A 15,024-nucleotide genomic window follows, 5' to 3' on the forward strand; every position below is an offset into this window, starting at 1 on the left:
AGGACGAGGCCGCCGAGCTGCGCGCGGACCCGAGGATCGGGCGCGTCGGCCAGGAGCGCGAGGGAGCGCGCGACCAGGTCGGGCGCCCCCCGCTCGGCCCACCACGGCAGCTGCCCCGTCCACGCGTAGACCTCGACGATCTCCCAGGCCGAAGCCAGCGCCGAGCCAGACCGGGCCAGCGCCGCGGCCGAGCCCTCCCCCGCCGACGCCCGCTCGGCCCGCTCGCGCGCGGCGGCGTCGCCCAGGGCGCGGCGCAGCGCCGCCTCGAAGGCGCGAACGAAGGCCGCCTCGAAGCCCGCCTCGGGCAGCCGACCCAGGTCCAGCTCCAGGCGATCGATGCGCAGCCGCTGCCCCTCGCTCGCCTCGCTGGCCACGCGATCGATGACCCCGCGGAGCTGGCGACGGACGAGCTGAGACACGGCCTCTTGCAAGGCCTGGCCCCGGGCCTGCGCCCGGGCCGGCGCGCCCCCCGTGACCTCCAGCTCGACCTCGAGCTGGGCGATGCGATGGCGAGACGACTCAGACACGGCGACGGCGAGCTCAGGCGCCGGCGGGGGTGACCTCGAGGCGGACCGGGATCCACTGCTCGACGACGATGGGGTCATCGGCCACGGGGCGCGTCGAGACGAACAGGTCCGTCGACGCGCTCAGGCCCTCGGCCTTCAGGGCCAGGTCCTCCCCGTCGCCGTCGGCGGCCTCGGTCAGCGCCTCGCCCAGGCTGTCGAAGAGCTGGTAGCGGTCGCCGGCCACGGACGCGACGACGGTGACCACCGCGGTCTGGCCCGCCTGGATCGGCGGCGTGTCGAGCTCGGGGACGGCCACGACGCGCGCGCGTCCTTCGAGGTCCACGCTGACCTCGGTGATCGCCCGGCTGGCGACGACCTTCCAGCGCGTCCCGTCGAGGGCCCCGCTCACGTCGAGCACCGGCGTGGCCGCGGCCAGCTTGGCCAGGTCGCCGCTGACCCCCGGAACCCCCACGTCGCGCGCGATGACCAGGTCGCCGCCGACGCGCAGCTGCCCGACGCCGTGGTTGAGGGTCGCGTTCTCTTCGTCGCGCTGGTGGAAGAAGGCCTTTTGGCTGACCGTGGCCTTGCCCCCGGTCTTGACCAGCTCGTAGAACACCCCGCCCTCGCCGCCGAACAGCTCGACGGTCGGGGCCTCGCTCCGGACCACGCGCAGCACCAGGGAGGGCTTGGGGTTGGGGCGCACGAGCACGGCCTGGGCCTGCTTCAGCTGCACCTGGGTATCGCGCAGGCCCTTGCTGGGCGCGTCGAGGGGCCCGAGCTGGTGGGTCTTGAGCGCCCGCACGATGTAGGTCTGCCCGTGGTCGATGGCGTGCGTGAAGCTCAGCGTCTTGCCGTTGCCGTGGTTGAGCTGGCCCATGTCGACCATGCGCGGGACGGCGGTCCAGTGCTCGGCGTAGGGCGGGCGCGAGACCTGGACCTCGCGCTTGCCGCCCACGCTGACGGGCACGGTGTCGGCCTTGGCCGGATCGCCCAGGTAGTAGTCGAGCTCGAAGGTCGGCCGGTGGTGGACCCGGTAGCGCGCGCTGTGCTGGCTCTTGGCCACCTTGAGCGTCGCCGAGGCGCCGTAGTGGATCAGCCCCGCGCCCACCTGCACGGCGACGTTGGGGTTGGCCCGGACGCGCAGGGGCAAGACGATGTCGAGCAGGCCCGTGCGCGCCTCCTCCTCGCCGGCCTCGAGCGGCTTGCGGGCGAGCACGCGCAGGTCCACGTCCTCGTCGAAGGCCACGGAGCTCAGCGCGATGGTCTCGGCCGTGCCCACGACCTCGGCCTCCGACAGCACCCGGTCGTGGTCGGCGTGGTCGACCAGGGAGTAGAGCACGCCCTCTTGGCTCTCGTAGATCTCGACCTGAACCGTCGCCCCCCAGAACACCACGCGCGCGTCGGTGGACTTGGGGTTGTCGATGGTGGTGTCGAGCAAGGGCGCGACGATGGCCGCGTCGAGGGTCGGGTCCACGCCCTCCTTGAGGGTGACCTCGGTGTGCAGCCAGGCCGCCCGCGCGCCGGTCTTGGTGAACAGCCCGGCGGGCTTGACCGCTTGAATCTTGTAGCTGAGGTCCTCGAGCACGACCGGCGTGGTCAGCCCCATGGGCCCGCCGTCGCCGACGAGCTCGAAGCCCTGCTTGCCGCTCTTGACCGGCTCGCCCGTGCGCCCGTCACACAGCACGTAGCGCACGCCCGCCTGGGTGTAGCCGAGCTGGATCTGCGTCGAGGTGTCGGCCGGGATGATCAGCAGCTCGGGCAGGGGGATGTCGCGCAGGGGGTAGGTGCCGCCCAGGCCCAGGTGCTCGACGACGCGGTCGCGAGCGTCGCGCAGGCGCAGCTGGACGTCGAGGGCCCGGGCCTCGTCGGCGCCCGTGCCCAGGGCGCGGAGCCGCCGGTAGTCGGCGAGGGTGTCGCGGAAGGCCCGGTAGTCCCGGCTGAAGTTCGACCAGTCCTTGGACTTGGCCTCGTCCGTCAGCCACAGCGCGGTGACCTCGATGTGCGCCGGGGCGTGCTCGATGATCAGCGCCTCCACGCGCTGGCCGTAGATCTGCCGCCCGCGCTTGGACTTGCCCTGGGCGCCGCCGTTGAGCACGACGGTCAGCTGCAGCGAGTAGGGGTCGCCGCGCTCGACGTCGACGAGCAGCGGCACGGACTCCTCGCCCTCGCGGCCCTGCTGGTTGCGGTCCTCGTCGATGGGCCGGAGCAGGGCGTGCTCGACGACCACGAAGGCCTCGGAGCCGTCGCCGTGCTCGTCGAGGCCGAGCTCGAGGCGCAGGCGATCGACGAGGCCCGAGACCGAGCGCGGCTCGAACACGTCGCAGCCCGAGCCGCGGCGCGAGGACAGGCGCGGGAAGTGGCGCAGGAAGGCCAGCTTGCGCCGGATGTCGGCCAGGGTCCGCTCCTCGGCGGCCATGCCCAGGTCCATGTCGACCTCGTCGAGCTGCTCGGCGTAGCGGGCGAGCAGGTGGCCCAAAAAGCGGGCGCGTCGCTCGAGCGAGCCCAGGTCGTCGACGGCGGTGTCGACCACCGCGCGCTCGAGCCAGGCCTGGTGCGCCTCGGGGGTCCCGTCGCGCAGGCGGTCGAGCTCGATGACCTCGTCGGTGACGACCTGGCCAAAGTAGGTCTGCGGCGCCTCGCCGAAGTGCGAGAACAGCTCGCGGGCGTGGGCCAGCTGCGAGAAGCTGTTGGCCAGGAGCTGGTCAAAGAGCAGCACGTAGGCCTGGAGCTGCTTGGCCTGGCCGTGGCGCGCGGGCGAGGCCGAGGGCGGCAGGCCGAAGGGGCCCACGCCGTAGGTCAGCGGGAAGTGCTCGAGCACCGAGTGGTAGCGGCCCAGGTCGCGGTCGCGGCCCTCGACCACGCAGCGATCGCGCTCGGCCAGCGGCAGCACGGGCTCGAGCTTCTCGGCGCGGGCGGCCGCGAGGGCCTTGTGGTTCGCGTCGCTGTCCAGGGGCAGGGGCAGGCCGTCGCGCAGCAGGGTGATCGACGAGCTCGGGGCCAGGGTCGGGATGGCGTCCTCGGTCACCTCGAGGGCCCAGCGCTCGCCCTTGCCGTTGGCCGACTTGGCCAGGGTCACCCGCCGGACCGCGCGCACGTCGGGCACGTCGGCGATGACCCGGATGATGTCCGAGGCGTAGACCTCCCGCCGACGCCCGCGGGACGCCAGCATCGCGTCGCACAAAAAGCCGCGCTCGAGCACGGGGCCGTCGAACAGCTCCTCGCCGTGGGCGTCGCAGCGCTTGGCGCCCTGGCTCATGTCCTCGAAGCCGACCCGCGGCGCGAAGTAGGCCTCGATGTTGGCGATGATGTCGCCGAGGATCTGGTGCCCCGCGCGGCCGCCCTCGACCTCGATGGAGGCCTCGATCCAGATCGGCTGGCTGCGCAGGATCTCGACGGAGATGTCCTCCGCCAGGGGCCGGTTGGCGTGCAGCCGAGCCAGGGAGCTCGCCCGGGCTTGCTCGCTGCTCAGCTGCCCCGCGGGCAGCCACACCCGATGCAGCCCGCGCATGACCACCGCGCCGTCCTCGACCGCGCTCGGGTCCGGGCCGAGGTGGATCTCCCCGCTCGACTCGTGGAAGAAGAAGGCGCACTCGGGCTTGCCGGCCTCGATCCACGCGTTGCTGCCCCCGCCCGCGTCCATGGCCAGCTTGCGCAGGTCCAAGGTCGTGACCGGGGCGCAGCTGAGCACCGTCGACGCGCTCGGCAAGCTCGCGTGGGCGTCGTAGCCCCCGCCCGCGAGCAGGTCGGGCATGGAGAAGTTGATCCGGTAGGCCAGATCGGTGATCGCGTAGCAGACCTGCTCGAGGATCGTGATGCCCGGGTCGTGGCTGTTGAAGTCCGTCCACTGCCCGCCCGCGAGCTCGCCGAGCAGACGCAGGCCCTCGGCGCGCAGGGCCGCGTAGTCCATCGCGGAGTGCGGGAAGGGGCCGGTGTCGACGGTCTCGGACGAAGAGTTGGCCATGGCGGAGCAGGCGGTGCGGGGAGGAGCAGGACTTCAGCGGTTGGGAGCGGCTGGGCTCAGCCCTTGTGCCGGCCCGTGCTTCCCTTGGAGTTGAAGTACCAGTAGGGCGCCTTGTAGTTGCGGTCCTGGTAGAACTGGATGCGGTCGTGGTCGATCGACAGGCGCATGATCGTCAGGTTGCCGCGCTTGAAGATGAGGTGGTTGCCGTCCTCGACGATGCGCCAGTTGCCGATCCCGACCACGGTGCCGCAGTAGAGGCCCCGGCTCGCGTGCAGGTTGCCGTTGTTGGTGTCGAAGTGGAACTTGCGTTCGTCGTTCTTTTGGCCGCTGTCGCGGATGTAGAAGTTGTCGTCGACGGTCAGCCAGGCCTGGCCGGCCTTGCGGTAGAGCACGCCGTCGGCGTCGATGTGGCTGCCGCGATCGCCGGCGCCGAAGTGGAAGCAGTTCTTGGTCTCGACGTGGCCGTTGTTGTGGATGCGCAGGCCCCAGTTGTCGCCGTCTTTGGGCTTGCGGTAGTAGACCCAGCCGTCGACGGTCATCCAGTTCTCGTTGCCCTTGCGGTACCACGCGCCGTCGTAGTCCATGTGGTTCGAGCGGTTGCCCTCACCCACGGACAGGCCCTGCTTGGTGCGCAGCTCGCCGTTGGAGCCCAGGGCGATGCCCCAGGTGTCGCCGTCGTTGGGCTTGCGCAGCAGCAGCCAGTCCGCGAGGGTCATGTAGACCTGGTTGCCCTTGCGGTAGTAGGAGCCGTCGGTGTTCTCGTGCCCGCCGCGCTGGCCGTTGTGGATCAGGCCCTCCTTGACGTAGAGGGCCTTGTTGGCCTGGAGGTTGTTGCGGACCAGCGCCTCGCCGTTGACGTCGAGGGCCTTGCTGGGGTTGACGCCCACGCCCAGGCTGCCGCCCTCGAGCATGAGCTGGGTGTTGCTCGTCGCCGACAGGCGCAGGCCGAAGTTGGGGTTGTCGAGGTCGCCGTGGGTGAAGTCGATGTGCGGGCGGCCGCCCTTGCCGTCGGTGTTGCGCGCGACGATCTCGATGCCGGCCCAGTAGGTGTCGGACACGACCTTGAGCCGGCGGTAGTTGCCGCCCTCGATGCGCACGTCGCCGCCGTGGACCGTCAGCTTGTCCGTGGGCTTGGTCGTGCCCACGCCGAGCTTGCCGTCGGCGGCGAGGAACAGCCGGTTGCTGCCGTCGGGGGCGTCGAAGCCCAGGCCCCGGGCCGCGGTGTTCTTGTTGCCGGGGTTGGTCCGCGGCATCAGGCTCACGGTCCAGCTGGGCTGCTGCGCCGGGTAGTTCTCGTAGAGCCGGAGCACGCGCTTTTGGTCGCCCGGCGCCGCGACCACGCTCAGGGGCTCGTCGCCGAGCTTGAACACGCCGTCGTCGGCCTGGTTGAGCTGCCCGTCGATCAGGTCGGAAAAGTTCGACTCGGTCGGGATCGCGTTCTTGACGAAGTAGGCTTTGAGCTCGCTGCGGTTTTTGGTGTCGATGGCCATGTCGAAAGTCCCGGGGTGAATCAGCCCACGATGAAGTCGAGCTCAACCTTCATGTACTCGAGGCCGGTGAAGGCCTCTTGCTGGTAGCGCTCGGTGATGATGTCGATCTGGTGGTCACGGGCGGCGACGAGGATCTGATCGTCCCGTTCGCCGCCCACGTAGTAGCCCTCGCCGCTGCTCGAGAACAGGTCGGGGGCCATGGAGAAGTCGATGCCGTCGAGGCTGGTGAACAGCTTCAGCTCGGCGACGTAGTCGACGTAGTCGCGCCGATCCACGTAGTCGATGATGCTGTTGGCGTAGATGCGCCCGCCGATGCTCAGCTCGGCCCCGTCGTCGTAGGCCCAGGGCGAGAGCAGGCGCTTGATGTCCTCGTTGAGCTGGCGCGAGGCCCAGCCCTCGTCGATGCCCTCGTTGAAGCGCACGCCCAGGCGGACCATGACGGCGACGTACTCGGGGTTGGTGACCGAGACCTCGACGTGGTCGGGGGCGTGGGCGCGCAGGTACTCCTGGATCTCGGCCAGGTGGCTCGACGGCGCCTTGGGCTCGAAGGGGTCGCGGGGCAGCTGGGCGCGGATGTCGGGCACGACCACGACGCGGACCTTGCCGGCCCCGCCCTGACCCGAAGCCCCCGCGCTCGCGCGCAGGCACTTGGCCTTGTAGACCGTGGCGAAGCGCTCGAGCACGAGCTGCTCGTAGTCCCAGGGGGTCAGCGCGCGCTGCTTGTGGCGCAGGCGCTCGCTGACCCGGACGCGGAAGTTCGAGGCCTCCTCGGTGGGTCGGCCGCCGAAGGAGGTGTAGGGCTGGATGACCTTGGCCACGGACGAGTTGGGCCGAATCAGCCGATCGAGGCTCTCGGCGGCCAGCGGCGTCTCGTAGTGGTCGGCGGCGTTGCCCCGGTCGTCGAACACCGCCTCGAGGGCCTGGGTGTGGATCGCCAGGGTGTCGCAGGCCGCGTCGGGGTCGCGGGCGATGCTCGCCCGCAGCCAGTAGGCGGTCTTGGGCAGCTGCTCGCTGGGCTCGACGGGGTCGAGGTCGAACTCGAGCAGGCCCGAGTTGATCAGCCCGCGGGTCGCGTCGAGGCGCAGGCGGCCGTCGTGGAGGCTGACCCACTCGTCGCCGTCGAGCACGCTCCAGCGCACCGGCGCGCCCTCGACGTCCGGGTCGGCGCTGCCCTCGGCGACCTGCACGAGCAGCGACAGGCGCTGGCTCGGGCTCAGGTCGGCCAGGCCGATGTAGAGCTCGCCGGCGTTGGAGTAGTCCGGCAGGGCCCGCGGGCCGCGATCGCCGAGCTCGGTGACCTCGACCTCGGGCGCGGGGCACTGGCCGAAGGGGTGCACGTGGATCAGCTGGTCGTCCCCGGTCACGCCCAGCTCGGCGCCGCCGTCGTAGCGCAGCTCGAGGGCCGCCGTGTAGCCGGCCCGGATGCGCTTGATCTTGGGCGTGTAGGGGGCGGGCACCTCGTACTTGGCCGTCGCGCCCTCGCCGGTCAGGTCGACGCCCTTGGCGATGGCCGCGGCCATCTCCCGGCCCTTGCGCGCGGCCAGGGTCGAGTAGTCGCGGTGGCCAAAGTCGCCGTCGAGCTCGAGGTAGAAGTAGCGCGGGTCGTAGCGCAGGTCGCCGCGCTCGGGCACGTCCGTGCGCGCGTAATAGTCGAAGGCCGAGTTGGCCGTGGCCAGCTTGCCCGGCAGGTCGCCGATGGTGATCCTGCGCAGGCTGTCCGTGCCCACCGGCGTCTGGTCGACGGTCTTGGCGAACAGCTGGATCTGCTGAAAGGACACCTCGAGGGCCTGGTTGACCAGGCCGAAGGAGGCCTTGAAGTCGCCGTAGCCGGTGATCGCCGGGTAGTTGGTGTAGTGGGTGAGGAGGTTGTCGGGCAGACCCATCCACTCGATGGACATGCGCAGCTGCTCGAGGCGACCGAGCACGAGCTCCGGGTGGCTGAAGTACAAGCGCGCGCCGGGGACGGGGTCGCGGCCGAAGGGCTCGAAGGGCTTCTTGGCGTCGACCTTGCGCTCGTCGGTGCGCAGGCGCAGGCCGTCGAGCTCCTCCACGGACACGCGCAGGTGCAGGGCGTTCAGGTGCGCGCCGCTGAAGGCCTCGTAGGCCGCGCGGTAAGACAGGGTGTCCGAGTCCCACAGCTGGCGCAGCATCATGCGCAGCGTCGGCCAGCGCTCGCCCTTGGCCTCGACGTCGGTCTTCAGGGGCGCGAAGGGATCGACGGTCTCGTCGACCTCGATGGTCAGCTGCAGCGCCGGCCGATCCTCGTCGGGCTCGCGCAGGACCCCGGCGAGGCTGTAGTAGTCGTCGTTGGGCGCGCCGCCGACCACCTTGGCGTCGACGATCTCGACGTCGACCCAGGCCTTCTCCGTGCTCACCTGCATGCGCAGGGCGTCCTCGGCCAGGGCCGCCTCGATCCGGGCCTCGTCGAAGCCCTCGGTCTCGAAGCCCATGGTGACCACGACCCGGCGCTGGCCCGAGCGCAGGGCGAGCAGCGGCGAGCGCAGGGCCGTGCCGAGCAGCGGCTCGGGGACCACGTCCTCGGTGGCGTCCGGGGCCCGCTGGCCAAAGGTCAGCCAGCGCGGTACGTCCAGGCCGCTGTCGACGAGGAGCTCGGTGGCGTCCTCGTGGGCGTAGAGGTTGCGCCACGACAACAGCTCGACGCTGCCGATGACCAGGCCCGTGCGCTGGCGCCAGGCCAGCTCGAGGATGCGGTCGACGTCGTCCCAGGTCAGCAGCTGGGGCACGTCGGGGTCGGCGAGCTGGCCGTGGAAGCGGTCGAGGGCCTCGACCTGGCTGGGGTCCACGAGCGAGCCGAAGCGCGCGAGCAGGGCCGGCCACGCGGTGTCCTCCTCGGCGATGTCGAGCACGAAGCGGCCCGAGGCCAGCAGCCCGTCCATCTCGGCCATGTCCTCGCGGGCGGCCTCGATGGCGTCGCGGCGCTTGTTGATCAGCTGGTCGCGGTGGGCCTCGTCGAAGAAGCGGACCAGGCGCGGCCAGTCCTGCTCGGTGGTGGTCTGCTGCTTGGCCCGGCGGGCGATGTTGCAGACCGTGAGCAGGTGCTCGGCGGCCATCGCCATGTGCTCCTCGAAGGCGGTCAGCCGCGCGTAGTAGCTGTCGAGGTCCGTGGTCTTGTCGGGCCACGGCGGCTGCCACTTGAGCACGGCCGTCGCCAGGTTGGTGTCGAAGTCCGTGGGGTCGAAGCTGCCCTCGCCAGACTTGGCCTCGACCTGGGCCTCGAGGCTGAAGTTCAGGACCTTGCGCAGGCGCCGGCCGCCGCGCTCGAGCAGGCGGTTGATCTCGTCCCACTCGCCGTCGATGCGCAGCTTGATCCGCATCATCTCCTCGAAGGCCTCGCGGCCAAAGAAGAGCTTGTCGTCGATGAAGGCCGCGACGTCCGGGCGATCGCGCAGGTAGTAGAGCTCGTCGATGGTCTCGACCTGGGGCAGGCCGTCGTAGTTGAGCTCGCCGACCACGGCCTCGAGGTTGTCGTCGAAGTCCCGCGGGTTCGGGGTGTCGACCTGCATCAGCTCGTTGATCTGCTCCCACTCGCTGTCGGCGGCCGGGCCCCGGCGCTCGCGCAGGCGCATCAGCGTGCGCAGCTCGTGGAACTCGAGGCCCAGGCGGGTCTTGGGGAACAGCAGCAGCGAGCGCCGCGCGGCGCAGTAGCTGACGTTGACCGCGGCGTTTTGGAACTTGGCCACGGGGTCGCCGGGCTTGGGCTCGCCCAGGGACAGCTGGAGCATGGCGTCGAAGCGCTCGGCCTCGCTGAGGTCCCGGTCCGCGGACACGCTGTGCAAGGTCGTGCGCTCGAAGTCGACGAACACCGAGCGCAGCTCGGCGATGCTCGCCCGGTTCGCGAACAGGTCGCGCTCGCTCTTGTAGATCCGCGGCTTCCCGCTGCTGTCGAGGCCGGCCTGGAACTCCGTGCCCGCCGGGATGCGCAGCTCGGAGACCCCCGAGGCGAGCTCGACGAGCACGGCCACGCGGTCGGCCTCGGGCGCCCGCCGGACCTGGCCGAGGACCTCCTCGAAGTAGTAGTCGAGGTGGCGCTCGGTCAGCTGGTTGAGCTGCTCCCGGGCCCAGCCGAGCAGCTCGACGAAGGTCAGGAAGAGCACCAGGTGGGGGCGGGCCAGCCAGCGCGCCTTGGGCCCGGAGAAGGCCTCGGGGTCCTGGACGTAGGCGACGAAGTCGGCGACCTCGAGCTCGTCGTGGTCGAACAGCCCGCGCCAGTCGCCGACCGGCGCGTCGTCGAGGTCGTAGTAGCGCAGCTGCTCGGCGTAGGCCCGGGCGAAGGCCAGCAGCTCCTCGCTGCCGCGCTCGTCGACCTGCGCGTAGCCGGGCGCGAGGGCCTGGAGCCGGCGGCTGGCCTGGCTCGAGCCGTCGCGGCGAGCCGCGTTGAGTGCAATCTTTCGCCGGGCCATGCTACTCCGCGTTGCAGATCTCGTTGGCCGGCGAGAACTCGCCAGAGCCCTTGTACGAGAGCGTGTTGTCCATGAGGTTGGGCCCCGGCGGGTTGGGCTGCTGCGCCGGCGCGAGCACGGTGAATTTGGACTTGAGCGGTCCGCCGACGAGGATCATCGGCTTGCCGCCGGTGCCCGAGACCGAGGTCAGGTGGCCCGAGTCGATGGGCTCGAGGGTGATCATCCCGGAGCCCTGGATGGAGAAGGCCGCCGTCTTGTACATGACCCCGGAGACCATCACGGTCTTCTCGTCGCCCTCGACGCAGGTCTTGGCGCCCTCGATGGTCAAAAAGCCCGAGCCCTTGATCGACCCGTCCTGGGGGATGTCGAGCATCGCCCCGGAGAAGTTGTCCTCGAACACCACCGCGTCCCCGTCGAGCACGATCACGTCCATCAGAACTGGACCTCCGTCGCCTCGGTGAGGAAGAAGGGGTAGACCATGTTGAAGCGCGAGTTGGTCTCGGGCACGCGGTAGCTCAGGCGGATGAGCAGCAGCTCGGCCTGCTTGGCGTCCTGGCTGACCTGGAGGTCGAGCAGCTCGATGCGCGGCTCGTGGTAGAGGATCGCGTCGTTGACCATGGCCGTGACCCGGTTGATCAGCCGCTGGTCGACCTCCTCGAACACGATCTCGTCGAGGTTGCAGCCGTAGTCCTCGCTCATCGCCCGCTCGCCCAGGCGCGTGGCCAAGAGGATCTGCAGGCTCTGGTGGATGTCTTCGACGCCCGTGGTCGTGACCAGCTCGGCCCCGCCGAAGGTGAAGGTCGGCGGGAAGCCCCAGCCCGTGCCCAGGAAGGGCACGGTGCTGCCGTCTGCGGTGCGCTCGGTCTTGGCCATGGCGGACTCCGGTGGGACAGGGAGGTGGAGAGGCGGGAGGGCTCAGCCCTCGGCGTTGGTCGCGGGGGCTTGCTCGCTGCCCAGCTGGCCCTGAGCCTGGCGCTGGATCGAACCGATCAGCTGGTAGACCTGGGAAAAGGGCAGCGAGCCCAGGGCTTCGAGGATCTTGTTGACGTCGTCGAGGCTCAGCTCGAGGTTGATGGTCTGCTCTTCGCTCATGGGAATCTTGGAGTCGTCTGGGGTTGGCTAGCTCAGCCCGGGCTCAGCTCGACGCGATGTCGACGGAGGCGCCCTTGATGGTCACGGCCCCCTCGGCGGCGATGTCGAAGGTGCCCGCGCTGGTGATGGTGACGCCGCTCGCTTCGAGGGCGATGGAATTTCCGTTTTGGTCGGTGATCACGACGGCGCCGTTGTCGTCGTCGATGCCGAACATGCCGCCGCCGGGGGTCTGCAGCACCACGCCGGGGAGAGAATCGTCGAACAGCAAGGTCATGCCCGAGCGGGTCACGATGCCCTTGAGGTTGTTCTCGGCCGTCGGCGTGCCGATGACCGGCGGCGGCTTGTTGACCGCCGAGTAGGTCGAGCCGAGGACCATGGCGTAGCGCGGGTCGCCGTTGACGAAGCCGACCACGACCTCGTCGCCGACCTCGGGGTAGAACAGCTGGCCGCGCTCGACCCCGGCCTCGGGGAAGGTCATGCGCGCCCACACCGGGCCGTAGTCCGTGGGCACGCTGGCCAGCTCGACCTGCACCATCAGCTCGCCGTCGGGCTGCTCGAGGGCCTTGACGATGCCGATCTGCAGGCCGGCGATGGGCGCGAGCAGGCCGTTGGCCGGGGGCTCGCTGATGTCGGGGGTGCGCGCGAACCACTCGGGGTCGAGGCCGAGGGTCAGCTCCGTGGTCCAGTGATCGTCGTCGAAGCGCTGGATGACCCCGGTGACCAGGGCGGTGCCGTCGAAGGCCTCGCTGACCCCGCTGAGGGTCAGCTCGTCGAGGGGCTTGACCGGGGCGAAGCCGGACACCACCACGCGCCCGCGGATCGCCCCCAGCCGGGCCTTGGCCGCGCGCGCCGTGGCCCAGGCGCTGAGCTCGTCGGGGTCGAGGGGCAGGCCGGCCTCGAGGCTGTAGGCCTCCAGGCCCAGCTCCGCCCCAAACTCGGGCGCGTCGGAGGCGTAGGCCGTGGGCTCCGTGCCCGGCACCGGGTCGAGGCGGGCCTGCTTTTGCGCGTCCCAGCCGATGGCCTGGTACTCCGAATTTTGGTTGCTGGCGTCGTACTCGAGCTCGAGCTCGTGGACCCCGCCGGCGTTGACGTCGAGGCTGAGGCTCTCGGCATCGGGGGCGCTGGCGCCCATCGCGACCAGATCGACGGTGCCGTCGCTGACCCGCACGAGCAGGCCGAGCACGTCGGCGCGCAGCAGCAAGAAGTCCCAGTCGGTGATCTGGTACTGGAGCAGCTCGACGTGCACGGGCTTGGTCGCCGGCACCTCGCCGACGCCGAGCTCCGCCGCGCCGAGCATGTCGGTGATGATCTTGTCGTCGCTCATCTCGCGATGCACGACGGTCTTGCGCTCCCCGGTCAAGGTCACGGCGGCGTCCTCGAGCTCGACGCGCAGCGTGCCCCCGCGCCCGCCCGAGCGGATCGCCTGGCGCACGACCTTGCCCAGGAACAACAGGTGCTCGGAGTCCTCCTCGTCGCGCACGCCGATCGCGAGCTCGCCCGCGGGCGCGAACTCGGGCAGCTCGCTGAGCGCGAAGTGCTGGTCCTTGACGCTCCCGTCGTAGAACTCGAGGGTCGCCCGGGGGATGCGGTTGAGCTCCTTGCGCACCTCGAAAGAGCGCAGGGCCGCGGTCGCGGTCCCGTCGAGGGCGTTGCCGTCCCCGTCGGCGAGCAGAGGGACCGCGCCCACTAGCCCGCGCCGCCCTTCTTGCCGATGGCCTTGGACTTGGACTGGGACTTGACGGTCTGCTTGGTCAGCGGCGGGAAGCGCAGCTCGGTCCCGGGCACCAGCACGCGGAAGTCGTCGAGGGCGTTGATCTCGGCGACGCGCAGGTAGTGCTTGGAGCTCCCGTAGATCTCCGCGCACAGCAGCGGCAGGGTGTCGCCGGCCTTGACCACGCGCCGGTGGGTGAGGTCCGGGGAGCTCAGCCGGGTCTGGGCGGCGAGCTTGGGCGGGTCGAGGTCCTCGACGAAGCTGACGTCGAGCTCGGCCCGCAGCGGCGCGCCGTCGCGGTCGAAGGAGGTGTACTTGACCGTCGCCGACTTGAGCCGGCAGTCGAAGCCCGCGCCCAGCGGGCCCGAGCCCCACATCACCCGCAGGTAGGCGGGCTCGTGGATCTCGCCGTTGCGGACGAAGCACAGGTCGACGAACTTGGAGACCTGGGTGGCGACGTCGCCCAGCGGCGGGATGTCGAGGTCGAGCAGCGGCAGCGTGCCGACCCCGGTCCCGTCGATGACCAGCTTGAGCTCGAGGACCTTGGGGCCGCTGCGGATGAAGCGGGCCGGGTGCGAGCCCTCCCCGATGGCCTGCGCTTTCTGGTACTCGCTCTCGTACTTGAGCGAGAAGCTCTCGGGGTTGTACATCGCCTGGAAGGTCGAGGCGAAGGGCACGAGGCTGACCTTGGTCTTGCGCTCGGGGTCCTTGTAGGCCTCGACCTCGAGCTTGGCCAATTTGAAGCTGAAGCCCATCAGCGCCGCCTCCTACGCTCGAGCTTGCGCATCACCTGGCGCACGCACTTTTCGGTCAGCTCGTCGACCAGGTGCGCGCGCTCGGCCGCGCTCAGGCCCGGGTGCTCGGCGCTCGCCGGGCGGCTGTCCGGGGCGGGCGCGTCGACCACGGCGCGGACCACCAGCTGCTTGATCTCGACGGTCACGCTCAGATCCTCAGGGCCTGCATGCGGGTGTAGGACAGCTCGATGGTGTCGATCACGACCTCTTCCTGATCGGCGTTGAGGTCGCTCGTCGCCCAGCGAACGGGGTAGGTCTTGATGAAGAACCAGGCCCCGAGGGGGACGCCGCTCTCGCCGAGCAGGGTCACCATCGCGTTCGAGGCCGTGAACAAGCCCGTGGACAGGGCGATGTTGAGCTCGATGTTGAGCGGCGAGCCGATCACGTAGCCGCGCTCGAGGGTCAGGTTGCCGTAGTCGATGCGGTTGGGCAGCCTGTGGGTGTAGAGGTTCTGGCCGCCCTCGGTGACCGTGGTCGTGTTGACCTTGGTCTCGAGGCCCCCGACCCGCTTGAAGCGCAGGTCGACGACGTTGGGGTAGATGCCTCCGATGAAGAAGGTCACCAGGAAGCGGAAGCCTAAGGGCGGAGCGGCCATTAGTCGGTCTTCTCCTTGACCTGGATGCCGGCGGCCTTGACGGTCACGTTGTCGACGGCGACCTCGCCGGTGCTCGCGTCGAAGCTCGGCGCGCCGACCTTGACGACGAAGGCCTTGGCCACGGTCCAGCGGACCACGACCTCGCCGGCCGCGTCGAGCAGGTCGATCTCCATGCTGCGCGCGTCGTCGCTCTCGAGCCAGTCGTAGAGCCACTGGGCCGAGCCCGGGGCCACCCCGCGGTCGAAGCTCAGGTCCACGTACTTGTCGCGGAAGTACTTGATGAAGGTCGGCCCTTCGAAGTCGCTCAGGCCGTGCTGGTAGATCACGCTCTGATGCTCCCGCTGCAGGCCCCCAACCTTCGTGAACGCCATCGACTGACCGTCGACGACCACGCGGAAGTTGTAGGCCGGCAGCGGGTAGCTGCCCAGTTGCTGTTCGACGCCCTGGGCCACGG

12 protein-coding genes are annotated in these 15,024 nt (G+C 70.2%); all 12 read right to left on the reverse strand.

Annotated features, from left to right (window positions below):
- On the reverse strand, nucleotides 1–527 hold a 527-nt coding region (locus PPSIR1_RS04305; protein ID WP_006969763.1), incomplete at its 3' end, for a contractile injection system tape measure protein.
- A gap of 13 nt (nucleotides 528–540) precedes the next feature.
- Entirely contained in the window at nucleotides 541–4,467 is a 3,927-nt protein-coding gene (locus PPSIR1_RS41780; RefSeq protein WP_006969764.1) for a hypothetical protein, read from the reverse strand.
- Nucleotides 4,468–4,523: 56 nt separating this feature from the next.
- A complete protein-coding gene (locus PPSIR1_RS04315; RefSeq protein ID WP_006969765.1) occupies nucleotides 4,524–5,957 on the reverse strand; it encodes a hypothetical protein in 1,434 nt (477 codons plus the stop codon).
- A gap of 20 nt (nucleotides 5,958–5,977) precedes the next feature.
- A complete protein-coding gene (locus PPSIR1_RS04320; protein WP_006969766.1) occupies nucleotides 5,978–10,378 on the reverse strand; it encodes a baseplate J/gp47 family protein in 4,401 nt (1,466 codons plus the stop codon).
- Nucleotide 10,379: 1 nt separating this feature from the next.
- The gene (locus PPSIR1_RS04325; protein ID WP_006969767.1) at nucleotides 10,380–10,811 is read right to left on the reverse strand and encodes a hypothetical protein; all 432 of its coding nucleotides are present in this window, start codon (nucleotides 10,809–10,811) and stop codon (nucleotides 10,380–10,382) included.
- The gene (locus tag PPSIR1_RS04330; RefSeq protein ID WP_006969768.1) at nucleotides 10,811–11,251 is read right to left on the reverse strand and encodes a GPW/gp25 family protein; all 441 of its coding nucleotides are present in this window, start codon (nucleotides 11,249–11,251) and stop codon (nucleotides 10,811–10,813) included. Before PPSIR1_RS04330 ends, PPSIR1_RS04325 begins: the two co-directional genes overlap by 1 nt.
- A gap of 42 nt (nucleotides 11,252–11,293) precedes the next feature.
- On the reverse strand, nucleotides 11,294–11,470 hold the full coding sequence (locus tag PPSIR1_RS49090) for a hypothetical protein (RefSeq protein ID WP_006969769.1): 177 nt from the start codon (nucleotides 11,468–11,470) through the stop codon (nucleotides 11,294–11,296).
- 43 nt (nucleotides 11,471–11,513) lie between these two features.
- A complete protein-coding gene (gene vgrG / locus PPSIR1_RS04335; RefSeq protein ID WP_006969770.1) occupies nucleotides 11,514–13,157 on the reverse strand; it encodes a type VI secretion system tip protein VgrG in 1,644 nt (547 codons plus the stop codon).
- Entirely contained in the window at nucleotides 13,157–13,936 is a 780-nt protein-coding gene (locus PPSIR1_RS04340; RefSeq protein ID WP_006969771.1) for a CIS tube protein, read from the reverse strand. Before PPSIR1_RS04340 ends, vgrG begins: the two co-directional genes overlap by 1 nt.
- Complete coding sequence (locus PPSIR1_RS04345) at nucleotides 13,936–14,121, reverse strand: DUF5908 family protein (RefSeq protein ID WP_006969772.1); 186 nt, start codon at nucleotides 14,119–14,121, stop codon at nucleotides 13,936–13,938. The genes PPSIR1_RS04340 and PPSIR1_RS04345 overlap by 1 nt, the downstream gene beginning before the upstream one ends.
- A gap of 2 nt (nucleotides 14,122–14,123) precedes the next feature.
- Nucleotides 14,124–14,570 (reverse strand): phage tail protein, encoded by a 447-nt coding sequence (locus tag PPSIR1_RS04350; protein WP_006969773.1) that lies wholly within the window; start codon nucleotides 14,568–14,570, stop codon nucleotides 14,124–14,126.
- Nucleotides 14,570–15,022 (reverse strand): phage tail protein, encoded by a 453-nt coding sequence (locus PPSIR1_RS04355; RefSeq protein WP_006969774.1) that lies wholly within the window; start codon nucleotides 15,020–15,022, stop codon nucleotides 14,570–14,572. The genes PPSIR1_RS04350 and PPSIR1_RS04355 overlap by 1 nt, the downstream gene beginning before the upstream one ends.
- Between the last annotated feature and the right edge of the window lie 2 nt (nucleotides 15,023–15,024).

It is taken from the genome of Plesiocystis pacifica SIR-1 (assembly GCF_000170895.1).
Classification (GTDB): Bacteria; Myxococcota_A; Polyangia; order Nannocystales; family Nannocystaceae; genus Plesiocystis; species Plesiocystis pacifica.

Coding starts and splice junctions, on each gene's coding strand:
- PPSIR1_RS04350 (WP_006969773.1), bottom strand. CDS start 14,570: ATGGCCGCTCCGCCCTTAGGCTTCCGCTTCCTGGTGACCTTCTTCATC.
- PPSIR1_RS04330 (WP_006969768.1), bottom strand. CDS start 11,251: ATGGCCAAGACCGAGCGCACCGCAGACGGCAGCACCGTGCCCTTCCTG.
- PPSIR1_RS04315 (WP_006969765.1), bottom strand. CDS start 5,957: ATGGCCATCGACACCAAAAACCGCAGCGAGCTCAAAGCCTACTTCGTC.
- PPSIR1_RS04320 (WP_006969766.1), bottom strand. CDS start 10,378: ATGGCCCGGCGAAAGATTGCACTCAACGCGGCTCGCCGCGACGGCTCG.
- PPSIR1_RS04325 (WP_006969767.1), bottom strand. CDS start 10,811: ATGGACGTGATCGTGCTCGACGGGGACGCGGTGGTGTTCGAGGACAAC.
- PPSIR1_RS49090 (WP_006969769.1), bottom strand. CDS start 11,470: ATGAGCGAAGAGCAGACCATCAACCTCGAGCTGAGCCTCGACGACGTC.
- PPSIR1_RS41780 (WP_006969764.1), bottom strand. CDS start 4,467: ATGGCCAACTCTTCGTCCGAGACCGTCGACACCGGCCCCTTCCCGCAC.
- PPSIR1_RS04340 (WP_006969771.1), bottom strand. CDS start 13,936: ATGGGCTTCAGCTTCAAATTGGCCAAGCTCGAGGTCGAGGCCTACAAG.